This is a genomic window from Oleiphilus sp. HI0125, assembly GCF_001635355.1.
Genome location: NZ_LWGF01001100.1, coordinates 1 through 23037 on the forward strand (window position 1 = coordinate 1; position 23037 = coordinate 23037).

Annotated in this window: 20 protein-coding genes; 6 read left to right on the top strand and 14 right to left on the bottom strand. The window is 45.3% G+C overall.

The genetic code is table 11. From position 1 onward, the window contains the following. The 3 genes from A3762_RS18950 to A3762_RS18960 form a co-directional block, all read left to right on the top strand. The coding region (locus tag A3762_RS18950) for a cation-translocating P-type ATPase (protein ID WP_156493592.1) at positions 1–697 on the top strand (697 nt) is incomplete at its 5' end. Positions 698–725: 28 nt separating this feature from the next. Next, positions 726–944, top strand: a complete 219-nt coding sequence (gene ccoS, locus A3762_RS18955) for a cbb3-type cytochrome oxidase assembly protein CcoS (RefSeq protein ID WP_068475695.1) — start codon at positions 726–728, stop codon at positions 942–944. Positions 945–976: 32 nt separating this feature from the next. Then, positions 977–1588 (top strand): sulfite exporter TauE/SafE family protein, encoded by a 612-nt coding sequence (locus tag A3762_RS18960; RefSeq protein ID WP_197469398.1) that lies wholly within the window; start codon positions 977–979, stop codon positions 1586–1588. A gap of 2 nt (positions 1589–1590) precedes the next feature. On the opposite strand, the gene ttcA is transcribed toward A3762_RS18960, so the two are convergent. Next, complete coding sequence (gene ttcA / locus A3762_RS18965; RefSeq protein WP_068477149.1) at positions 1591–2496, bottom strand: tRNA 2-thiocytidine(32) synthetase TtcA; 906 nt, start codon at positions 2494–2496, stop codon at positions 1591–1593. A gap of 186 nt (positions 2497–2682) precedes the next feature. On the opposite strand from ttcA, the gene A3762_RS18970 reads away from it, so the two are divergent. Both A3762_RS18970 and A3762_RS18975 read left to right on the top strand, forming a co-directional pair. Beyond that, positions 2683–4308, top strand: a complete 1626-nt coding sequence (locus tag A3762_RS18970) for an AbgT family transporter (RefSeq protein ID WP_068757132.1) — start codon at positions 2683–2685, stop codon at positions 4306–4308. 103 nt (positions 4309–4411) lie between these two features. Continuing rightward, positions 4412–4942, top strand: a complete 531-nt coding sequence (locus tag A3762_RS18975) for a DNA-J related domain-containing protein (protein ID WP_231878862.1) — start codon at positions 4412–4414, stop codon at positions 4940–4942. Positions 4943–4945: 3 nt separating this feature from the next. Here the strand turns inward: A3762_RS18975 and A3762_RS18980 are convergent, their stop codons facing one another. The 13 genes from A3762_RS18980 to A3762_RS19040 all read right to left on the bottom strand — a co-directional run bounded on the left by A3762_RS18980 (position 4946) and on the right by A3762_RS19040 (position 19679). Further along, entirely contained in the window at positions 4946–5425 is a 480-nt protein-coding gene (locus A3762_RS18980) for a GNAT family N-acetyltransferase (protein ID WP_068476997.1), read from the bottom strand. 5 nt (positions 5426–5430) lie between these two features. Next, entirely contained in the window at positions 5431–6138 is a 708-nt protein-coding gene (gene pyrF, locus A3762_RS18985) for an orotidine-5'-phosphate decarboxylase (protein WP_068476999.1), read from the bottom strand. Between the two features lie 163 nt (positions 6139–6301). Beyond that, entirely contained in the window at positions 6302–6565 is a 264-nt protein-coding gene (locus A3762_RS18990) for a LapA family protein (RefSeq protein ID WP_068477001.1), read from the bottom strand. A gap of 17 nt (positions 6566–6582) precedes the next feature. After that, a complete protein-coding gene (locus tag A3762_RS18995) occupies positions 6583–6879 on the bottom strand; it encodes an integration host factor subunit beta (RefSeq protein WP_068477003.1) in 297 nt (98 codons plus the stop codon). Between the two features lie 104 nt (positions 6880–6983). Next, positions 6984–8660, bottom strand: a complete 1677-nt coding sequence (gene rpsA, locus A3762_RS19000) for a 30S ribosomal protein S1 (RefSeq protein ID WP_068477005.1) — start codon at positions 8658–8660, stop codon at positions 6984–6986. Between the two features lie 124 nt (positions 8661–8784). After that, complete coding sequence (gene cmk / locus A3762_RS19005; protein WP_068502372.1) at positions 8785–9468, bottom strand: (d)CMP kinase; 684 nt, start codon at positions 9466–9468, stop codon at positions 8785–8787. Continuing rightward, a complete protein-coding gene (locus tag A3762_RS19010) occupies positions 9468–11714 on the bottom strand; it encodes a bifunctional prephenate dehydrogenase/3-phosphoshikimate 1-carboxyvinyltransferase (protein WP_369819800.1) in 2247 nt (748 codons plus the stop codon). The genes cmk and A3762_RS19010 overlap by 1 nt, the downstream gene beginning before the upstream one ends. Further along, positions 11707–12828, bottom strand: coding sequence for a histidinol-phosphate transaminase (gene hisC / locus A3762_RS19015; RefSeq protein WP_068502374.1), 1122 nt, complete (start codon positions 12826–12828; stop codon positions 11707–11709). The genes A3762_RS19010 and hisC overlap by 8 nt, the downstream gene beginning before the upstream one ends. A gap of 31 nt (positions 12829–12859) precedes the next feature. After that, positions 12860–13957 (bottom strand): prephenate dehydratase, encoded by a 1098-nt coding sequence (gene pheA / locus A3762_RS19020; RefSeq protein ID WP_068477011.1) that lies wholly within the window; start codon positions 13955–13957, stop codon positions 12860–12862. A gap of 11 nt (positions 13958–13968) precedes the next feature. Further along, a complete protein-coding gene (gene gyrA, locus A3762_RS19025; RefSeq protein ID WP_068501936.1) occupies positions 13969–16602 on the bottom strand; it encodes a DNA gyrase subunit A in 2634 nt (877 codons plus the stop codon). Positions 16603–16878: 276 nt separating this feature from the next. Beyond that, complete coding sequence (gene purU, locus A3762_RS19030) at positions 16879–17733, bottom strand: formyltetrahydrofolate deformylase (protein WP_068477017.1); 855 nt, start codon at positions 17731–17733, stop codon at positions 16879–16881. A 48-nt stretch (positions 17734–17781) separates the two neighbouring features. After that, positions 17782–18117 (bottom strand): 4a-hydroxytetrahydrobiopterin dehydratase, encoded by a 336-nt coding sequence (locus A3762_RS19035; protein ID WP_068500301.1) that lies wholly within the window; start codon positions 18115–18117, stop codon positions 17782–17784. 50 nt (positions 18118–18167) lie between these two features. Further along, entirely contained in the window at positions 18168–19679 is a 1512-nt protein-coding gene (locus A3762_RS19040; protein WP_068501934.1) for a fumarate hydratase, read from the bottom strand. 355 nt (positions 19680–20034) lie between these two features. On the opposite strand from A3762_RS19040, the gene A3762_RS19045 reads away from it, so the two are divergent. Beyond that, entirely contained in the window at positions 20035–22917 is a 2883-nt protein-coding gene (locus tag A3762_RS19045) for a hypothetical protein (protein WP_068501931.1), read from the top strand. Positions 22918–23037: the final 120 nt, after the last annotated feature.

Consider the following 23037-nt stretch of genomic DNA (forward strand, 5'->3'; position numbering starts at 1 on the left):
TGGTTTAGGCGTGAGCGGAATCATTGATGGCTCTCGCTATTTTATGGGCAGCGCTAGCTTTATCGAACAAAATACGTCTACGCTCGATAAACAAGAACTGCAACATCAACACGATGGACCTGTCGTATTTATGTCTGACGGCACTACATTAGTTGCTCGGTTTGAGCTCGAAGACACTCTAAGAGAAGAGGCAGCTGCCTGCATTGAAACGCTGCGTAAGCTGGGCAAAACCGTGCATATTTTAAGTGGCGACCAGCATCATTCAGTGAAACATGTCGCCGACACATTGAGTATCGAATCGTTCTTAGCTGAGCAATCGCCTGAACAAAAGCTGAACTACGTTGAGTCGCTGCAATCTGAAGGAAGAAAAGTGGCGATGGTCGGCGACGGCATCAACGATCTTCCCGTTTTGTCTCGCGCAAACCTATCTATTGCAATGGGCGGAGCGAGTGACTTAACTAAGCTCAATGCGGATGCCATTTTGTTAAACGAGCACCTCGTATCACTGGCTGACGCTTTCCAGTATTCACGCAGAACAAGAACAGTCATTATTCAAAATATTTGCTGGGCACTTGGCTATAACTTATGCATGCTGCCACTTGCAGTGGTCGGCCTCATTCCACCTTATTTTGCTGCGCTCGGCATGTCATTAAGCTCTTTAATTGTTGTATTTAACTCTATGCGCCTGCGAAAATAGCATCTCACTTAGTGCTGAATAAATCGTTATGGAAATTCTTTACATACTCATCCCTGTTTCTTTAATACTTGTGACGATCGCTATCTGGCTATTTGGCTGGGCAATTAAAAATGGACAGTATGATGACCTTGAAGGCCCTGGCCATAGCATCTTGTTTGATGATGATGAGCATATGATTCCTGGTCCAGACGACAAGCCAAAACAACAAAGCAAGGCACCTCAACACAACCAAGAAAAGGACGTATAGCCATCGAATATACCATCCTGCTAAGTGCATTCTTGCTTGGACTATTAGGTTCAGGCCATTGCCTTGGGATGTGCGGTGGACTCGCGTCTGCGCTTGGGCTCAATACCCCCCAGCATAATTATGTTTATAGCTATAATCTCGGACGATTAAGCTCATATACCTTCGCTGGCTTACTAGTCGGTGCGCTAGGATTTTGGTTCTCTGAATATCTCGGTGCACTGATGCTTTTGCGTATTGCGGCAGCGATCATGCTGATCCTAATGGGCTTATATCTAACTGGATGGCTCAATGCTCTACTTTTTACTGAGAAGCTTGGTGCCATTTTATGGCAAAAACTTAGACCGATTGGCAGTCGATTTTTACGGCCTCAGTCTCATAGGGCAGCGATAGCGCTTGGCGCTGTATGGGGCTGGCTACCATGCGGATTGGTATATTCTGGACTGATTTACGCGAGCACCCAAGGAACGCTCTCTGGCTCAGCAATGACAATGCTTGCATTTGGTTTAGGGACCTTACCTAGCATGCTAGGCGTCTCGGTAGCAGGCCAACGGTTATCTGCGATTTTAAATAGTCAGTGGTTTAGAAAAAGTGCTGGCATGACTCTTATCTGCTTCGGCGCCTGGTCGTTAGTTTCTAGTTTTTAAGATCATGGCTGATAAATTTCGATGACCTGTACGATGCTTTCATCTTGACTCGGGTTCGAGGAAGAAATCGTTTGCTCAGCCCCAAATTCATATGGTTTACGCGCTTCGGTACGATCAATTTTGAGCGTTTCAAAATCGAATAAATTTCTGTCTGCAAGCTGTGACGGTGCAACGTTTTGCAAAGAGCTAAATATCGACTCAATACGAGAGGGATGCTCCTTCTCCCAAGCTTGCAACATCGCTTTGATATTCTGACGTTGTAAGTTTTCTTGAGAGCCACACAAATTACACGGAATAATCGGATATTCCATAATATCTGCAAATTTAAGAATATCTTTCTCGCGACAATAGGCCAGAGGTCTTATAACGATATTTCGCCCATCATCAGACAACAATTTAGGCGGCATTGCAGAGAACTTCGAGCCATGAAACATATTCAAAAATAATGTTTCGACGATATCGTCCTTGTGGTGTCCTAATGCAATCTTAGTCGCCTTAATGTCCTCTGCGAATGAATACAAGGTCCCGCGACGAAGCCGTGAGCATAGACCACAGGTTGTTTTACCTTCTGGGATCTTAGACTTCACAACAGAATATGTGTCGCGATCCACAACATAGTATTCAATACCTAAGGATTCTAAATATTCAGGTAACACATGTTCTGGAAAACCCGGTTGTTTTTGATCCAAATTTACGGCGACAAGGTCAAAATCAATCGGAGCACTCTTTTGTAAGCTCATCAGAATAGTCAGCATTGTATAACTGTCTTTTCCTCCGGACAGACAGACCATGACCCTATCCCCAGCTTCAATCATGTTGAAGTCAATGATTGCTTTACCCATTCCGGCACGCAAGCGTTTTTGAAGCTTGTTGAATTCGTACTTGTCTGACCCTTCTAAGGACTTCATTTCTACTCCGATGACGAGCAAATACTCGATGCTACATGATTCAGTCGGCGCGAAGTATAAATGAAAACTGACCGAGTAAGTAAGCAAAGGTAAAGCTTGAAACAAAAAAAACAGCTCCCTTTCTGTTTAAAAAAGCACCAAATAAAACAACAGCTATACTCCGGAAAGATTTTAAGGGGGAGCACCATGTCGACTGATCATACCCAATCACCACAAACGCCTAATAACGATCAAAGTAGTGGTAGTAAAAATTTCATCACACGCTTTCTCGATACGGTTGAATTCCTTGGAAATTTACTCCCACACCCCGTTATTTTGTTCGCCATACTATGCGCTCTAGTCATCGTTATTAGCAGCGTCGCTGGGTATTTTGAACTTGCTGTGCTAGATCCACGGCCCGAGGGTAGCCGTGGTAGGTCTCCTTCAGGAATGATTGAAGTCGTCAGCCTGTTCAATATTGAAGGTCTTCAGCAAATCCTCACGCAGCTCGTTAAGAACTTTACAGGATTCACCCCACTCGGAACCGTGTTAGTTGCCCTGCTAGGTGTAGGGATAGCAGAGCGATCAGGCGTCATTTCGGCAGCAATGCGTAACTTGGTAATGGGTGCGCCCAAGAAGCTTGTGACGTTCGCTGTTGTACTAGCTGGCATCGTTTCGAACACAGCCGCTGAGCTTGGTTATGTGGTATTAATTCCTCTTTCTGCAATGATATTCGCATCTCTTGGTCGCCACCCCCTAGCCGGTCTTGCTGCCGCGTTTGCGGGTGTATCAGGCGGCTATAGCGCGAACCTTTTAATTGGAACAGTTGACCCACTTCTATCAGGCATCTCAGAGAAAGCAGCCCAACTTATTGACCCGAGTTATACGGTTGGGGCTGAGGCCAATTGGTACTTCATGATGGCCTCGACCGTTGTCATTTCTATTCTCGGCATGCTGATTACTGAGTACATCGTGGAGCCTCAACTAGGTCTGTATAACAAAGATGATGCATCACCTGAACACGTCGAAGAACTCGAGCAAGAGATGAATTCACATGCCGTAACCGATATTGAGCGCAAAGGTCTGAGAGTCGTCGGTATTTATACGCTCATCTTTGCGGGCGTTTTGGCTTCTACGATCGTTCCAGAAAATGGAATATTACGCCATCCTGAAACAGGACTTGTTGCAGGGTCTCCATTCTTAAAATCGATCTTAGCATTCATATTCATTTACTTTGCCTTAGCGGGCTTAGTGTACGGCAAGGTCGTTAAATCGATTACCAACTCGACTGATGTCGTTCACGCCATGAATCATGCTATGAACACAATGGGCGCATATATCGTTCTTGTTTTCTTCGCGGCGCAATTCGTTGCCTTCTTTAAGTGGACTAATCTAGGCGCGATCTTGGCCGTGCTCGGTGCACAGACCTTAGAAAGCTTAGGTTTAACCGGACCAATTCTATTCTTCTTCTTTATTGGCGTATGCGGGCTAATCAACCTGTCACTAGGTTCAGCATCGGCTCAATGGGCAGTCACGGCGCCTATATTCATCCCGATGTTAATGTTAGTTGGCTATTCACCAGAGGTTATTCAAGCGGCGTATCGTATCGGTGACTCGACAACCAATATTATTACACCAATGATGAGCTACTTCGGGCTAATACTCGCAGTTGCCGAGAAATACAAAAAAGACCTCGGAATCGGTACCCTCATATCGATGATGCTCCCCTACTCAGTTGTATTTATTACTGCATGGAGCCTGTTCTTCTACTTCTGGGTATTTATTATGGGATTCCCCGTTGGACCTGGCGCGCCAATCTACTACACCATGTAGCAAGCTTAATCATTAGGCACAGGACAAACTAAACGCACTAAGCTAGGCTGAAGAAATGGATATCTTCAGCTCTGTCACCTCCGCTATCGAAAAAGCTTTCACGATGAAAAGTGAGTGGCGAGAATACGACCTAATAAAATACCTCAAAGACAGCAATGATCTCGAGCTACCAAATATGGAGCTCAATCAAGCACTCAGCTTATTCAAAACGCATTTTTTAATTCGTCACGCACTTTATTCGCTTAAATCAAAATGGGCCAAAAATAAAAGCGCTCATCTTGAGATTGGAATAATCAATATCCAAAAATTTCCTTACATCACTCATAACGAAACAAGTGTAAGTAACAGCGATTTATTAGGTACGTACTATCTTGATCAAGATAATTATTTCGATATGACAAAGGAAGAAATCTCATTATTACTAAACGGCTTCTGGCAACGTTTTAATAACCCTGATCAATCGGAAGAAGCTTATCAAGCATTAGGTTTGGAGATCGGCGCAAGCTACGCCGATATAAAACGAGCCTTTAAGAAAAAAGCACAAACAATGCATCCCGACAAAGGTGGGGACGAGCAAAAATTCAAAGAGCTCAGCAAAGCAAAAGATGAGCTTTTAAAAAGAACCACGCTCTAGGCCTTACACCGTTTTATAGTGAACGAACCCACGGCGTTTATAGTTGTCTAGCGCAGCAGGGTGATCGAAATTACAAGTATGAACCCATACGCGCTCGACACCATCCCAGGACCAAGCCTGTCGTACTGCATCTTCTAGAAAAGCAGTCCCAAATCCCTTACCTATAAAGTCAGGACTTAATCCAAAATACAATAGTTCAACGTTGCTACCGTCTTTGCGCAGCTCAAAGTAACCTAGAATCGCACCGTCTCTATAGGCCACCCAAGTACGAAGATTTGGGTCATTCACCAAATCAAACCATTGTTGATCTGTCCAAACCAAGCGATCAGTCCAATCCCACGCCTTTCCTACAAACGAATACAGGAATTGATTGAACGGTGCTTGGTTATGTTTTACTTCTTCCAATACATATTCGCTATCTGCAGTGGTCATTACATAAGCAGGCGGTGTATGCATCTCAAGATAGTAAACGATTTCTTCCATTAGTATTACGCCTGAATCGACGCCAAGATGCTCTCTAAAGCCTCTAATGGCGATTGAGCTTGCGTAATAGGCCTACCTATCACTAAGTAATCAGAGCCCGCTTCTAACGCTTGCTGAGGAGTCATAATACGCTTCTGATCGCCTTTATCAGCCGTTGCAGGACGAATCCCTGGCGTAACTAACTTAAACTCAGAACCTAACGACTGCTTTAACTGACTCGCTTCTTGAGATGAACATACCACGCCATCGAGACCAGAGTCTTTCGTTAAAGATGCCAAACGCATAACCTGCTCTAGCGGCGGAACATCTATCCCTACGCCGGCAAGATCCGCTTGCTCCATACTTGTCAGTACAGTCACGCCAATCAATAAGGGGCGACTTGAATAGGCACTCAACTTCTCAGCGCATGCTTCCATCATTCTTTGGCCACCGCTCGCATGCACATTTACCATCCATACGCCCATATCTGCCGCAACTCCAACCGCTTGAGCCGTGGTATTTGGAATATCATGAAACTTCAAATCTAAAAATACATCAAAGCCTAGACGATGTAAGTCTTCAACCACTTGCGGACCGCATCGGGTATACAACTCTTTCCCAACCTTCACACGACATAGTTTTGGGTCTAGCTGCTGCGCCAATTCAATCGCAGACTCTTTTGAAGGAAAATCAAGAGCGACCAAGATAGGCGAACTTACATTTGCATTAGTCATAAAAAACACACTATAGAAAATATTGAACTGTCATTGATATCGAGAGGATTATAACCGCTAGAAAGTGACAGGGTGATAAAACGAAAATTGGGCGGGAGGAAGTCTATCGAAGATCAAAAACTTCGACAATAAATAAGCGTTCTAAGAAAAATAAAACTCAGTTTTAAGCCTGCTTAGTGCGTTGAAGCTCGCGTTCAACCTTTAGCAATCTGCTCTTGATTGCAATGTTACTTGGTAATCTCACGAGATACCCAAACACGCCACCAAGGGAAAACATAATTAGCAGTGCAACACCAGCACTGACATCGATATTGCCTATCAAGTAATCGACGCTCAAGCGTTCACTATTAGATAAGGCAAACGCAACACCTAAAGCGACGAGTGCCGCGAGCAATATTACTTCAATGAGCAAAACTAGCTTAGACATGATGCGTAGCTCGACCTTTAATAACCATGCTTAAGGCTATCATTTACGATGTCACGCAGCTCTTTACCAGGCTTAAAATGCGGAACATGCTTTGCTTCAAGCGTAACGGACTCACCAGTTTTCGGGTTTCTGCCAACGCGTGGAGAACGATAGTGAAGCGAAAAGCTACCAAAGCCACGAATTTCAATACGCTGCCCTTCTGCGAGCGTCTCGGACATCAAATCTATTATTGTTTTTACCGCTAACTCTACATCCTTGACAGACAACTGAGTTTGCTTTGCGGCGATAATTTCTACCAATTCCGACTTAGTCATTGATTTTCCTTAATAAACAACGTCATTCTCAGTTTAGACAAGGAAAAACAAAAAACAAAAAAAAACGGGCACAAGGCCCGTTTTTTATATTATTTAACAAGCAGTTACTGGTTTTGCATCTGCTCTTTGATCAAATCACCGATCGTAGTTGGACCAGCTGATTCAATCTGCTTCTCACGAACTTCTTTCATCGCTTGCTTCTCATCGTCAATGTCTTTCGACTTAACAGACAAGTTGATCACGCGATTCTTACGATCAACGTTAATAATTTTCGCTTCTACTTCGTCGCCTTCTTTAAGCTGAGTCGTCAAATCTTCAACACGATCTTGGCTCATTTCAGATGCTTTCAAAGTTGCTTCAACGTCTGCTGCAAGTTCTACAACTGCTGCTTTCGCGTCTACAGACTTAACAGTACCTGTAACGATAGTGCCTTTGTCGTTCGCTTGAACGTATTCTGCGAATGGATCGCTATCAAGCTGCTTAACACCAAGAGAGATACGCTCACGCTCTGGGTCTACAGAAAGGATAACAGTTTCGATTTCGTCGCCTTTCTTGTAGTTACGAACAGCTTCTTCGCCTTGTTCCTGCCAAGAGATATCTGACAAGTGAACTAGACCGTCGATACCACCGTCAAGACCGATGAAGATACCGAAATCAGTGATAGACTTGATCTTACCGCTGATCTTATCACCCTTGTTGAAGTTACCTGAGAACTCTTCCCATGGGTTAGCGTGGCACTGTTTGATACCTAGAGAGATACGACGACGCTCTTCGTCGATATCAAGAACCATAACCTCAACTTCGTCGCCCAATTGAACAACTTTAGATGGGTGAATGTTCTTGTTAGTCCAATCCATTTCTGAAACGTGAACAAGACCTTCAACACCTTCTTCGATTTCTGCGAAGCAGCCGTAATCAGTAAGGTTAGTAACACGTGCAGTAACACGAGTGTTCTCTGGATAGCGCTCTTTGATTGATACCCATGGATCTTCACCCAACTGCTTAAGACCTAGAGAAACACGGTTGCGCTCACGGTCGAACTTAAGAACTTTAACGTTGATTTCGTCACCAACATTTACAATCTCGCTCGGGTGCTTAATGCGCTTCCAAGCCATATCTGTAATGTGAAGAAGACCGTCAACACCACCAAGATCTACGAACGCACCGTAGTCTGTAAGGTTCTTAACGATACCTTTAACTTCCATACCTTCAGCCATTGACTCAAGAAGAGCATCACGCTCTGCTGAATTTTCAGCTTCAAGTACTGCACGGCGAGAAACAACAACGTTGTTACGCTTTTGGTCAAGCTTGATAACTTTAAACTCAAGCTCTTTGCCTTCAAGGTGCAATGTGTCACGAACTGGACGAACGTCAACTAGAGAACCAGGTAGGAATGCACGAACAGATTTAAGGTCAACAGTAAAGCCGCCTTTAACTTTACCGTTGATGATACCTTTAACGATCTCTTCAGCTTCGAATGCTTTCTCAAGATCTTTCCATGCTTCAGCACGCTTCGCTTTCTCACGTGAAAGTTGCGTTTCGCCAAAGCCGTTTTCTACAGCATCAAGTGCTACGTCAACAGTGTCACCAACTGCTAGTTCAACTTCACCAGCTTCGTTTACGAACTGTGAAAGAGGGATAACGCCCTCTGATTTCAAGCCTGCGTTAACTGTAACCCAATCGCTATCGATGTCTACAACCACGCCTTTAACGATCGACCCTGGGGTCATATCGATCTCTTTTAGGCTCTCTTCAAATAAATCTGCAAAGCTCTCGCTCATTACATTTCCTGTATATGATTCTCCGTACCACCAGTTAATACGGTCTATTTACATACGCTCATGACAAACCTCTGGCCGGTTTTTCATTGCCATAAGCATTAAAACTATTTTTAGAGGAAAAATCTTACTTTGGATTGACCAATAAAAGGACTTTTTCCAACACTTGCTCGATCGAATATTCGGTCGTGTCGATCGTGACAGCATCGTCTGCGGCCTTTAACGGCGCGGCTTTACGACCCATATCACGCGCATCACGCGCTTCGATCTCTTGCAAAAGGGTCGCGATTCTAACATCTTCACCCTGTGCCTTCAACTGTTGGAAACGACGCTCTGCTCTGGCTTGAGCAGAAGCGGTTAAGAATATTTTGAATTGAGAGTTAGGAAAAACAACTGTTCCCATATCTCGTCCATCAGCTACCAGACCAGGAAGCTGCTGAAAATCGCGCTGGCGCTGCAATAACGCTGCACGCACTTCAGGGAGAACCGCCACTTTTGAAGCATTATCGCCCGTGGTCTCAAGACGTAATTCACTCGTCACATCCTCTCCTGCAAGCATTACACGAACCGGCTCGCCCGGCTTTGAACTTTCAAAAGAACAATCAAGACCTGCCGCGACTGCGGCCAAACTTGACTCGTCATCTAAAGCGACATTTTGACGTAGCGCCGCAATGGCGGTTAAACGATACAAAGCCCCACTATCGAGAATCGACCAACCTAACTTAGTCGCAATTAACTGTGTAATCGTCCCTTTACCAGAACCGCTTGGTCCATCTATACAAAGAACTGGAGCTTGTGAATTTGGCGCCATTACGCGTCTCCGTTTACCTTCACATTCATCCCTACACGATTTGCTAATTCAACAAAGTTAGGGAAAGACGTCGCTACATTAGCGCAATCATTAATTACGATTTCACCTTCAGCACGCAATGCTGCAACAGAAAACGCCATTGCGATGCGGTGATCGCCATGCGAGTGCACCGTACCTCCATGCATCTTAGCACCTTGAATCACAATACCATCTGGCTTTACTTCAGTACGCACGCCAAGCTGCGCTAAGCCATCAGCCATTACTTGAATTCGGTCGCTTTCCTTAACGCGAAGCTCTTCAGCTCCACTTAACACAGTCTCGCCTTCTGCGCATACTGCGGCGATAAAAAGAACTGGAAATTCATCGATCGCCAAAGGCACCTGATCTTCAGGAATTTTAATACCCTTTAGTGGAGCCGATTTAATACGAATATCGCCAACGGGCTCACCACCAACGGTCTTTTCGTTAGAGACGGTAATATCCGCACCCATTTGACGAAGAATATTGATAACACCCACGCGAGTCGGGTTGAGACCAACGTGCTCAAGCGTAAGGTCTGACCCTTCAGCAATAGAGGCCGCTACCATAAAAAAGGCTGCTGAAGAGATATCCGCTGGAACATCAATTTTACCGGCCTGCATTGAATCGCCACCTGAAAGCTTCGCGGTCGCACCATCACGCTCAACAGAATAACCAAAGCCATTCAACATACGTTCAGTATGATCGCGAGTTGGCGCAGGCTCAGTCACACTTGTATCGCCCTCAGCATACATACCTGCAAGCAGTAAACATGATTTCACCTGAGCACTAGCCATCGGCATGTCGTAATGCATACCCGACAGCGCTTGCCCGCCCTTGATAAGCATTGGCGGACGCCCACCTTCAGCTGTTTCAATAACAGCGCCCATTTCACGTAAGGGCTTCGCTACACGCTCCATCGGACGCTTTGTCAGCGACTCATCACCAGCAAGCTCGGTATCGAAACTTTGTCCCGCGAGCAAACCAGCGAACAAACGCATGCCCGTACCCGAGTTACCTAAATAGATCGGCCCCGGAGGCGCTTGTAACCCATTCAAGCCGACACCATGAATCTTAACTCGCCCGTTGTTCGGCCCTTCAATGACAACACCCATATCACGAAAAGCCTGAAGCGTTGCAAGACTATCTTCACCTTCTAAAAATCCTTCGACCTCCGTGACACCTTCTGCAAGCGCTCCGAGCATAATAGATCGATGCGAAATAGATTTATCACCGGCAACACGAATAGCACCAGATAAAGCGCTGCCTGCGCCAGCATTAAAAATTACATTATTTGTATTCATAGCGTTTACGTAGGATTGTCCAGATAAGACTTTAGAAAAATGTTCTCGCGCCGCTCGAGCGCGCGTAAATACACCAAGCATTTCTTGGCTTTGGTCATCAGCGACCGCAGTGCGTAGTTTTTGCAAGTCTACAGAGAAGCGATCCAATACATTTAGAACGGCTTCTTTATTTGCAAGAAATATGTCGTGCCACATTCTAGGGTCACTTGCAGCGATGCGCGTGAAATCCCGAAAACCACCAGCAGCATAGCGGAAAATATCCTCGTTATCAGGATTTCCCGCCAAGGTATCAACCAATGAGAATGCGATCAAATGAGGAAGATGACTCGTTGCCGCCAAGACCTCGTCATGCTTTTCAACCGACATTTGCAGCACATTAGCACCACAAGCGCTCCACATCGCGTCAACTAAGGATAATGCTCGCTCATCAGTATGCGTTAAGGGAGTAAGAATCACTTTATGATTTTGGTAGAGCGAACTATTTGCGGCAGTAACTCCACTCTTTTCTGATCCAGCAATCGGGTGACCAGGAACAACAAACTCTGGCACATCGCCGAACACCGACTCGACTGCAGAAACAAAGTTACCCTTAACACTTCCTACATCGGTCAGTACAGCACCGGGCTTGATGAATGGTTTAACCTCTTGCAGCACACTCTCAAATGCTTGAACTGGAACTGCCAACACAATGATATCTGCGCCAGAAACTGCTTCAGCAATTGTTTCAGCAGCTACATCCACAGCACCTAATTCAATACCGAGCTTTGCGTGATTTGAATCAAGCGTATACCCGACCGTCTTCGAGACAACGCCTTGCTCCCTCAAGCACTTTGTTAAAGAACCGCCAATTAGACCAAGCCCAACAACCGAAACGGTGAGCCCTTTTAATTCTTGCATCGCTAAACTTAGCGAATCGCTAGCCATGACTAAGCGACTCCAAAACTTCAATAAAACGAGCGTTTTCTTCAGGAAGACCGATTGATACACGAAGGTGATTTGGCATTCCATAATTCGCTACAGGACGCACAATAACACCCTGCTGCAACATAGCTTCGTACACTTCCATTCCAGAACCTTTCGTATCAAAGCACACGAAATTGCCTTTCGATGGAATATATTCGTAGTCCAGTCGATCAAATGCATCGGTCAACTGCTTCATACCATGTTCATTTGTCGTGATGCTTTTCTTTAAATAGTCTTCGTCTCTCAATGAACCGAGAGCCGCAGCAAGCGCGAGACTATTCACATTAAATGGATGACGAACTCGATTCAGCACATCCGCAATTTCTTCATTTGAAATCGCATAACCAACGCGCAACGAAGCGAGCCCCCATGCCTTTGAAAACGTTCTCGTGACAATCAAATTCGGAAAATCAGACAGCAATGAAACCCCATTAGGAAAATCGGGATCGGTACTGTATTCAATATACGCTTCGTCCAACACCACGATCACGCTTTCTGGCACTTGAGACAAAAACTCTACAACTTCAGCTTTACTCAACACCGTTCCGGTTGGATTGTTTGGATTGGCAATAAAAATAAGGGATGTGCGATCGGTAATTGCCGAAAGCATTGCAGATAGATCATGCCCCCAATTCAGTGCCGGCGTTACAACGGCAGTTGCATTAACTGCTTGCGTCGCAATGGGATAAACCGCGAATGCATATTGCGAAAAAACCACCTCACGCCCTAGTTCGGCATAAGCTCGCGCAATTAAGTCAAGAATATCGTTAGACCCATTCCCCAGGGTAAGTTGCGATGACTGAACTTTTAAACGCGATGCAAGCGCTTCTTTTAGTTTAAAGCCATTACCATCAGGGTAGCGCGTCAATTGAGAAAGCTCGTTGCGGATTTCTTCTAAAGCAATTGGGCTAGGGCCAAGCGGGTTTTCATTACTTGCGAGCTTTACGATATTCGAGATGCCTAACTCTCGCTCCAACTCATCGCTTGGTTTGCCCGGTTGATAAGGATGTAAGCCTCGGGCACCTTGAGTCGCCAAAGACACAAAATCACAAGAAGAACGCGTTAAATCGCCCATTAGAAAACCCTTTTAAATCTATAAATACGCGTTACAAAACGCCAACGGGATAGGAACCAAGATGCTTAATGTCGACGGCATCTGGCGAAATATCTTTGATCACCGCCTGAACATTCTCATCATCAAAATGACCATCAAAATCGATATAGAAAACGTAAGCCCAAGTACTACTATTAGAGGGCCGAGACTCTAAGCGATTCATATTCACGCCGTGACGCTGAAATGGCTCCAAGACGTGATACAAAGCACCCGGCTTATCTTTCACTGAAACCATAATTGATGTTTTATCTTCGCCGCTCGCAGGCACGACCTCAGAACCGATAATAAGAAAACGTGTCGTGTTATCAGGACTGTCTTCTACATTTTTTGCTAGGAAATCTAAATCGTAGAGCTCTGCCGCCATATCACTTGCGATGGCAGCAACTCCAGGCTCCTCAGCGGCTAGTTTCGCAGCCTTACCATTGCTCGATACAGCAATACGCTCAACCTGCGGACAATGCGAATCCAACCATTTTCTGCATTGTGCTAGCGCCTGCTGGTGCGCATAAACGCGGGTCACATTCTCAAGCTTGGTTTCAGTTCCGCTGAGCAAGTTGTGGTGTATGCGAAGCTTTACCTCACCTGCAATAAATAAAGGTGAGTCTATAAAGCTGTCTAAAGTATGATTAACAATCCCTTCAGTTGAGTTTTCAACTGGCACGATGCCATAGTTCACTTGCCCCGACTCTACTTCTCGGAATACTTCATCAATAGCTGAAAGCGGTTCCGCTTTTACGAAATGACCGAAATGTTTGAGTGCCGCAGCATGCGTAAATGTACCTTCTGGGCCTAAGTAAGCAACTTTGAGAGGGCGCTCTAGGGCTAAACAACAAGACATGACCTCACGAAATAGTTTCGCCACATCCTCGTCAGGGAGAGGGCCTTCATTGCGCTCCATCACTGAGCGTAAAACTTGCGCCTCACGCTCAGGACGATAGTACTGAACCTCTTCACCATTTGAAGCAGCTTGCTTTACTTCAGCAACCTGTTGCGCACATTTTGCACGCTCATTCAGCAAACGATGAATTTCACTATCAATTCGATCTATATCTTTACGCAAGCGGCCTAACGCTTCTGCTTCATTCGTCATATCAAAGCCAATTACTGCAGTGTATCGCCATCAGTTGAATCACTTGAAGAGTCACTCTCAGAAGATTCAGCTTGTACCGCACCCTCTTCGACACCCTCATCATCTAATTCTTCTGACTCTGGTTCTTCGATACGCTCTACAGCCACTAAGCGTTCACCCTCTTGGGTGAGTTTAATTAAACGAACACCTTGTGTATTACGACCAAGGACAGAAACTTCTTCAGTGCGCGATCGAACGAGAGTGCCCTTGTCACTGATCAGCATCATTTCATCGCCTTCAAATGTTTGAACAGCGGACACTAAGCTTCCGTTTCGATCAGACACTTGCATTGCGATGACACCCTGACCACCACGATTGATGACTGAGAATTCATCAAGACGTGTGCGCTTGCCGTAACCGTTCTCACTTGCCACCAACAACAAGCCATCTTCCTCAGGAAGAATCAAAGAAACAACTCTGTGATTTTCTGGCAACTTAATACCACGCACACCACGCGCCGTTCTGCCCATCGCACGCACATCATTCTCATCGAAACGGATCATCTTACCGTGACTACCCATGAGCATGATGTCACGCTCACCATTAGTGATAGCAGCGCCAATCAACGTATCGCCATCATCCAAACCTAAAGCGATAAGACCTGAAGGGCGCGGACGCGAGAAGTTCTCTAGAGGCGTTTTCTTCACGGTGCCGTTCGCGGTCGCCATAAATACGTAATGATCGGCTGCGTATTCATTAACGGACAGGAACGTCGTAATACGCTCACCTTCGTCAAGCGGCAAAATATTCACCATTGGCCGGCCACGTGAACCACGGCTTGCTTGCGGAATCTCAAAGGTACGCAACCAATACACTTTACCTTTGTTTGAGAAACACAAAATCGTGTCATGTGAATTCGCGACAACGAGTTTCTCAATAAAATCTTCATCTTTCATTGTGGTAGCAGACTTACCGCGCCCACCACGACGCTGCGCCTGATATTCTTCAAGCTTCTGCGTTTTCGCATAACCTGCATGCGAAATAGTGACAACTAAATCTTCTTCAGTAATTAAGTCTGCAACTGTTAGGTCTCGACGCGAAGACATGATTTCTGTGCAACGCTCATCACCATACTCTTCTTTGATAGCTTCAAGCTCTTCACGAATAACAGCCATCAATTTATCTGGATCGCTTAAGATACCAAGAAGCTCAGTGATGCGTTCAAGAATCTCTTTGTATTCTGCAATGAGTTTTTCTGTCTCAAGACCAGTCAGACGGTGCAAGCGCATGTTAAGAATTTCTTGTGCTTGCGTCGGAGAAAGACGGTACTTACCGTCAACAAATCCATATTCCTCGCCTAGATCATCAGGCTTACACGCATCAACGCCCGCTTTCTCGAGCATGCCGACTACAGCACCTGGCTCCCAAGCTTGAGCAAGCAAAGCTTCTTTCGCTTCAGCAGAGGTTGGAGATTTCTTAATGAGCTCAATTACTGGATCGATATTCGCAAGCGCGACGGTAAGACCTTCGAGAATATGGCCACGCTCTCTCGCTTTACGTAACAAATAAACAGTACGACGGGTAACGACTTCTCTACGGTGCTTAACAAAAATCTCAAGTGACTGCTTAAGATTAATCGTCTTTGGCTCACCATCAACAAGCGCAACCATGTTGATACCAAACACGTTCTCAAGCTGAGTTTGAGAATACAAGTTATTCATAATTACATCTGGCACTTCACCTCGACGTAACTCAATAACAATACGCATGCCCTCTTTGTTTGACTCATCTCGAAGCTCGGTAATCCCTTCGATCTTTTTATCTTTAACAAGCTCTGCGATTTTCTCAATCAAACGCGCCTTGTTAACCTGATAAGGAATTTCTGTAACGACAATGCGCTCTTTACCTTTCGCGTCTGTTTCCACTTCATAACGCGCGCGTAGATAAATTTTACCGCGACCAGTCTGATATGCCTGAACAATACCAGCTCGACCGTTAATAATCGCTGAAGTCGGGAAATCTGGACCAGGAATGTAATCCATCAACTCATCAGTCGTAATATCTGAATTGTCTAACAAGGCTAAACAGCCACTGACAACTTCATTCAAATTATGCGGAGGAATGTTCGTCGCCATACCAACCGCAATACCTGATGAACCATTCACCAATAAGTTAGGAACACGAGTCGGTAAGACTTCTGGGATTTGCTCTGTGCCATCATAGTTAGGAACAAAATCGACCGTTTCTTTCTCTAGATCAGCAAGCAAAGAATGCGCAAGCTTCTGCATACGGATTTCCGTATAACGCATCGCAGCTGGATTATCCCCATCGATAGAACCGAAGTTACCCTGACCATCTACCAATGTGTAACGAAGAGAAAATGGCTGAGCCATACGAACAATTGTATCGTAGACCGCAGAATCACCATGTGGGTGGTATTTACCGATCACATCACCAACAACACGAGCAGACTTTTTGTATGCTTTGTTCCAATCGTTGTTCAATTCACTCATTGCGAAAAGAACACGTCGGTGAACAGGTTTCAAACCATCACGAGCATCTGGCAATGCTCTACCAACGATTACGCTCATCGCGTAATCAAGGTATGACTGCTTCAACTCATCTTCAATATTTACGGGAAGGATTTCTTTAGCGTGATCACTCATAGGGAGTGCATTCCTTTCATTTCGATCGTTTTTGTAATGCTCTTAGAGCACTTATCGTTATTAGGCAAAAATTGAAGCGCTTTGCCTTTCTTTGCGTTTTACTGAAACCAAAAGCAATTTTGGAAGTTAGCGCAAAATTAATCAACGCACTATACCATAAGCACAAAACAAAAGAGAGCATTTAGCGCGTTTTAGAGGGCTTGTTAACGCACTATTTTTGAATAAGATCTGAAAGCGAAGAAAGCGCAACAGAAAGTCGCGCCTTAGAACTGAAATTTACGCGAATACGACCGTTTTGTTTTCATGAATGATAACACGATCTTCAATATGCAATCGCAAGCCACGCGCCAACACAGTCTTCTCTGCATCCTTGCCTAGGCGCACCATATCTTCGATCGTATCACTGTGATTAATACGAATCACATCCTGATCAATAATCGGCCCCTCATCGAGATCTTGCGTCACGTAATGACACGTTGCGCCGATCAACTTCACACCACGATCATAAGCCTGATGATAAGGTTTTGCACCCGCGAAACTTGGCAAGAAACTATGGTGAATATTAATCACCCTTCCCTCATAACGCTCACACAAATCTGGAGGTAGTATCTGCATATAACGCGCAAGCACGACTAAATCCGTTTCGTAAGAATCGACCAACTCTTCGATTTGCTTAAATGCCTGCGGTTTTGTTTCTTTTGTGACAGGAACGTAGTGGTATGGAATCTCGTGCCATTCAACCATCCGACGCAAATCTTCATGGTTCGCGATCACAGCAACAATATCTATGTTCAACTCACCACTATGCCAACGATGCAGAAGATCAGCCAAACAATGCGATTCCTTTGAAGCCATCAAAACAACTTTCGGCTTTTGATGCGAATCAGCAACGGACCACTTCATCGAAAACTCATTTGCAATCGGCGCAAACGCCGCTTTAAAGCCTTCCAGATCAAAAGGCAGAGAACTTGCCTTAATCTCGTTACGCATAAAGAACCAACCGTTCTTTTGATCCGCGTGATAACTCGCCTCAGTAATCCAACCATTGTATGTCGCTAAAAAGTTACTCACTTTTGCGACAATCCCGGTTCGATCAGGACACGAAACAACTAAACGATAGGTTCTTTCCATTACTTCAATTCCAATACAGTCGGCTTAAACCGAGCAGAGCAAACGCAACTATTGACCAAGCAACTCGCTCGTTCTTGCTGCACAGATAAAATCATTTCTATGCAGACCTCCAATTTTGTGAGACCACCACGTCACCGTTAAACACCCCCACTCCACAATAAGCCTAGGATGATGCCCAACCTGCTCAGCATAATCACCTATCGAATTGGCGAATTCTTGCGCTTTAACAAAATTTGATACTTTAAAAACACGATGAAGGCGATTTTGCCCCTCTTCATGAATGACTTCCCAACCATCAACTTCAGATAACAAGTCTTTGATCTCATTGTCAGAAAGACGAGGCGCGTCTGCACGACACGCCTCACAAGTTTCTTTACTTAACATATATACCTCCTATTGAGCATGACAAAACAATAGCAGTACGCATCAGGACCTTATACCGATTTGGCAGAAATGATCTTGTCATGCCATTCAACAGGCGCAGTCTGATGAACAGACGTACCCAATGCATCTACCGCAACAGAAACCGGCATATCGACAACGTCAAATTCGTATATCGCTTCCATACCTAGTTCAGGGAATGCGACCACCTCAGCGTTCTTAATAGCCTTAGAAACTAGGTACGCAGCGCCGCCCACGGCCATCAAATAAACTGATCCGAACTCTTTGATTGCGTCAATTGCTACTTGTCCGCGCTCTGCTTTACCAATCATTCCAAGCAAGCCTGTTTTCTCGAGCATCGTGTGCGTAAATTTATCCATACGCGTCGCAGTGGTCGGACCCGCTGGACCAACAACCTCATCACGAACAGGGTCAACCGGCCCGACGTAATAAATAAAGCGACCAGTTAGATCAACCGGCAGCTCTTCACCGCTGCTGATCATTTCAACCATCTTCTTATGCGCTGCATCACGACCCGTCAGCATTTTACCCGACAACAAAACTGTATCGCCCGGCTTAAGATCAGCAACCTCTTCTTTCGTGACGGCATTAAGGTTAATACGCTTCACATTTTCTCCAGCTTCCCACGTAATTTCTGGCCAATCATCAAGACTAGGCGGAGTTTGTAGCGCTGGACCAGAACCATCCAAAGTAAAGTGTGCGTGGCGAGTAGCAGCACAATTTGGAATCATCGCAACAGGCAATGAAGCCGCATGAGTCGGATAATCTTTAATCTTGATATCAAGAACGGTCGTCAAACCGCCAAGACCCTGTGCACCGATTCCTAGCTCATTAACACGATCCATAATCTCAAGACGAAGTTCTTCAATACGATTTTGTGGACCGCGCTCTCGCAACTCATGAATATCAATAGGATCCATCAATGACTCTTTCGCCATCACTGCGGCTTTCTCTGCCGTACCACCAATACCAATACCTAACATCCCCGGCGGACACCAACCTGCCCCCATTGTTGGTACAGTTTTAACGACCCAATCAGCAATGCTGTCAGAAGGATTAAGCATCACCATCTTAGATTTATTCTCAGAACCGCCACCCTTAGCCGCCACTTCTACATGAACTTTGTCACCTTCGACAATTTCGTAATGAATAACAGCAGGAGTATTGTCTTTAGTATTTTTACGCGCGCCAGCTGGGTCAGCCAAAATAGATGCACGAAGAACATTGTCTGGATGTGTATAAGCACGACGCACACCTTCGTTGATCATGTCACTCAAACTCATTTGAGCATCCCACTGAACATTCATACCTACTTTCACGAAGACCGTTACAATGCCAGTGTCTTGACAGATTGGACGCTTACCTTCAGCACACATGCGCGAATTAATAAGAATCTGAGCCATAGCATCTTTAGCAGCCTGCGACTCTTCACGTAAATACGCTTCGTGAACCGCCTTGATAAAATCTGCTGGGTGGTAATAAGAAATAAACTGCAGCGCGTCTGCAACACTCTCGATCAAGTCATCTTGGCGAATCGTAGTCATATCCGTCTCTTAATTCTTTTTGCTGGGAGGGTTAAATGCGCGTGCGTTACGGCACAACACAAATTTGTGGCACGAAATTGTACTCTCAAACCCAATTTCTTTGTAGTCCGAATAAATAGCGTTCAAAAACATTGGGCATAGGTCTAAAAAATAGTTAACAAGCCATTGAACCATAGGGAAAAACTCGACATCAAAAAGATATGGTCTAACGTTAAGGGATATACGAATAGAAAGTGTATTCGAAGAGCGATATTTCATCGTCACAAATTAGAACAATTAATGTCTTTTTCATAACACGACTTACGTGTAGAAAAGCGCCAAGAAATAACAGCAATCTTAGGTGAAGGTCCTAACTATGTTGAAGAAAACTCTATTAAGTGCCGCAGTTGCCTCGTCATTCGCACTGAGCGGCTGTCTTGACGACTCCCCATCAACAACCGAAAACGCAGGGTCAGTTACAAACCCTCCTGTAGCCAATGGTGTATTTCCAATTTTCTCGCCATCGGAAGCAAAGTTCCCTGTCCCTAACGATTTATTGTATTCATCTGAAACCGCAGGCGATGGCACATTTGTGGACCTAGGCGTCCCAAATCCTCTACCACCTTATTCTGCCTCAGAATACAATCCAGTAACGGCAGCTCTAGGCGGATTGAGCGGTGCATCTACAGTAGCGCCAATTGATATCGCAATGAGTGGTTTAATTGATCCTGCAAGCCTTAAAGGCCAAAGCGATGGAGCAGAACAAAACGTATTTCTGATTGCTCTAGAGTACGCAAGCGGTTCGCCAGTCCAAGGTTTATCAATCGGAGAGCCTCCACAAGCCGCATCTTCGCAACCAACATTCGAGATCGAACATAAGGTATTGGACGGAAACTCAACCATCCGTATCAATCCTACTTCAGTACTTGAGCCACTTACTCGGTACATCGTTGTAGTAAAGAATACGATTACTGATCAAGCAGGCGAATCAATCATTAAATCTCCAGGTGCTGCAGGTTACGAAGCTTTGACAGACGAAACCAACCCGCTTTCTGGCTCATTGGCGGCATTACAACCAGTCCAAGCGCTAATCAATGGTTTATGGGAACCTATCGCGATCGCGGGCATCCCTGTAATAGATAGCGATGCAGATATTGCGCTGACATACAGCTTTACCACATCTGGGGATGAAAAAGTTTTAAATTATATCGCTGAACCTAATTTATGGTTCAACGACCAGATCACTCGTTTTGTTGGCGTTAGCACAGCGACAGCGATCGTGACTGATCAGACAGATCTAAATATGGACGGAAAAGTTGACTACACCGACGTCAACCTTGCTACACAAGGTGCTCTTGCAGCATTCCCAATAAACCCTAGCGACCCAACAGACACAACAGTTGCTGACGCTCTGGCGCCATTACAAGCAGGATTTGGCCTTCTCCCAGCACCTTGCCCTGGATTAACACCTGACGGAACAAATGGCGTAGCTTATATAAACTGTATCAGCGGTGCTCTAGTTGCCCTTCCATCAGGAGTAGGCGGATTCGCAGACCTATTGCCTACACCTAAAGCAGCTGAGATTGACTTTACGGGCTCTACACCGGTCACACACCCTGGTTACGCAAACGTCTCGATTGTACAAGGCACAATGAAAGTTCCATACTACTCTAGACCTCCCGCTGACATCGGCGCACCAAACGAAGGGGAGAATATTGCCCTCGGTACAGGCGCGCCAATCAAATACTTAAGCTGGGAAGCAGATAATGTTTTAGCCACGGCGATCAACACTGCATTCCAAGACATCGGCTTAGTCCTGCCACAAGCAGATCCTGCTATAACAACAGCTGTGAACTACATATTCCCATTCCCTAAGAAACAGGATGCCGATGTAACAACGCCTGCAGATTACTCAACTCCAGCGACCGTGGCATCTACCGTAGAGGATATGACTATACCTATTACCATTGCTTATCCTAATGGCATCACTGGTGCGAACGTAACACCAATGAAAACTATGATAATGGGACACGGCCTAGGTGGAAGTCGCAGCATTGCTCTCGGCGCAACGGGATCTGGACTCGTAGCTTCAGCTGACACGGCAACAGTTGGAACACTTGGTTTCGCGGCCTTTGACTTGGCTGTCGTTGCGATTGATCAGCCTCTGCACGGCTTAAAAAGTGATGCAATGGTTGACCCAGACAACGACTCATCGACGGACAATGACGTAACAGTACTAACTAAAACTGACTCTGAAAGACATTTTGGATATGCTGACGCAGGCTCAGGCCTACCACCCAAAGAGCTGACAGAAGAAGATAACACCTCTCTACTGTTCGTAAATGTAGAAAGCTTTCTTACTACACGAGACAATAATCGCCAAAATGCTCTCGACCTAATGGCTCTTCGTAAGGCTATTGGAGGCATTGATCTGACAGGAATGAGCGGCTCAGGAACAGATTTAGACGGCTCAGACGTGTACTATCAAGGCTACTCATTAGGCACAATTAGTGCTCAAGCTACTGTCGCTGTAGCAAATGGTACGGTCGATACCAATGACGACTTTAAGTCTGCTTTTTTCTCAACTCCTGGCGGTGGTATTGCACGCTTCTTTGAAAGCTCACCCGCTTTTGCTGGCAACATTGTTGATGGACTCGCTGCTGCCGGTTTAACTTCTGATACAGCAAACTATCAAGCGTTTTTAAACACGATTCAAGCTTCTGTAGATGCTTTTGATGCAATCAATTTCGTTGGAGACTATGAAGCGCAAGGTACAAAAGTCCTATATTACACAGCTTCAAACGACCAAGTAATTCCCGTTTCGCAAGTGCCTGGTAGGACTCTTCAAACTCCGGCGGGGACAATTGCTGCAAGTGAAATTAACGCATCGGTCTCTTATCTTTCTGGTGCAGAGCCGTTACTAATTGAAGCAAATATCGTTCAAGCTGATGGGGCAACTGATTTCGATGCGAATAACTTTGCAATCGAGGATCCAGGAGCAGTTACTGTAAATCGAAATGTAATTCGCTTTAAACCTGGAGCGGGGTCTCATGGCGGCCCATGTCCTGTGATAGATGACGAAGCCGCCACATTGGCAAGAGCAACAGAGTTCGGAGGCTATGCTCTAGGCATGCTGAACCCTACTGGCGGCGGCACAATAATTCAAGTGTCGAGTACTACCGTTAGCGATGCTATTGATGCCGCGCCAATTGAGCCATTTTTCATCGATGCTCTTCAGTGTTCTCCAGCTTCCTCATAATCGCCGGATAGCTCTCTAAAAAAACCTCGCTCTGCGGGGTTTTTCTTTTTTTATAGATAACAAATATTCCAATGATAATTATTTGCTGCAAATCGCAGCAAACATATTGACCCTAAAAAG

What these genes read in the sequence shown, in the direction of transcription:
- A3762_RS18970 (WP_068757132.1), top strand. Translation starts at nt 2,683, where the DNA reads ATGTCGACTGATCATACCCAATCACCACAAACGCCTAATAACGATCAA.
- A3762_RS19010 (WP_369819800.1), bottom strand. Translation starts at nt 11,714, where the DNA reads ATGGCTAGCGATTCGCTAAGTTTAGCGATGCAAGAATTAAAAGGGCTC.
- gyrA (WP_068501936.1), bottom strand. Translation starts at nt 16,602, where the DNA reads ATGAGTGATCACGCTAAAGAAATCCTTCCCGTAAATATTGAAGATGAG.
- A3762_RS19045 (WP_068501931.1), top strand. Translation starts at nt 20,035, where the DNA reads ATGTTGAAGAAAACTCTATTAAGTGCCGCAGTTGCCTCGTCATTCGCA.
- pyrF (WP_068476999.1), bottom strand. Translation starts at nt 6,138, where the DNA reads ATGACTAATGCAAATGTAAGTTCGCCTATCTTGGTCGCTCTTGATTTT.
- hisC (WP_068502374.1), bottom strand. Translation starts at nt 12,828, where the DNA reads ATGGGCGATTTAACGCGTTCTTCTTGTGATTTTGTGTCTTTGGCGACT.
- A3762_RS18980 (WP_068476997.1), bottom strand. Translation starts at nt 5,425, where the DNA reads ATGGAAGAAATCGTTTACTATCTTGAGATGCATACACCGCCTGCTTAT.
- A3762_RS19040 (WP_068501934.1), bottom strand. Translation starts at nt 19,679, where the DNA reads ATGACTACGATTCGCCAAGATGACTTGATCGAGAGTGTTGCAGACGCG.
- ccoS (WP_068475695.1), top strand. Translation starts at nt 726, where the DNA reads ATGGAAATTCTTTACATACTCATCCCTGTTTCTTTAATACTTGTGACG.
- ttcA (WP_068477149.1), bottom strand. Translation starts at nt 2,496, where the DNA reads ATGAAGTCCTTAGAAGGGTCAGACAAGTACGAATTCAACAAGCTTCAA.
- A3762_RS18990 (WP_068477001.1), bottom strand. Translation starts at nt 6,565, where the DNA reads ATGTCTAAGCTAGTTTTGCTCATTGAAGTAATATTGCTCGCGGCACTC.
- rpsA (WP_068477005.1), bottom strand. Translation starts at nt 8,660, where the DNA reads ATGAGCGAGAGCTTTGCAGATTTATTTGAAGAGAGCCTAAAAGAGATC.
- purU (WP_068477017.1), bottom strand. Translation starts at nt 17,733, where the DNA reads ATGGAAAGAACCTATCGTTTAGTTGTTTCGTGTCCTGATCGAACCGGG.
- A3762_RS19035 (WP_068500301.1), bottom strand. Translation starts at nt 18,117, where the DNA reads ATGTTAAGTAAAGAAACTTGTGAGGCGTGTCGTGCAGACGCGCCTCGT.
- pheA (WP_068477011.1), bottom strand. Translation starts at nt 13,957, where the DNA reads ATGACGAATGAAGCAGAAGCGTTAGGCCGCTTGCGTAAAGATATAGAT.
- A3762_RS18975 (WP_231878862.1), top strand. Translation starts at nt 4,412, where the DNA reads ATGAAAAGTGAGTGGCGAGAATACGACCTAATAAAATACCTCAAAGAC.
- A3762_RS18995 (WP_068477003.1), bottom strand. Translation starts at nt 6,879, where the DNA reads ATGACTAAGTCGGAATTGGTAGAAATTATCGCCGCAAAGCAAACTCAG.
- cmk (WP_068502372.1), bottom strand. Translation starts at nt 9,468, where the DNA reads ATGGCGCCAAATTCACAAGCTCCAGTTCTTTGTATAGATGGACCAAGC.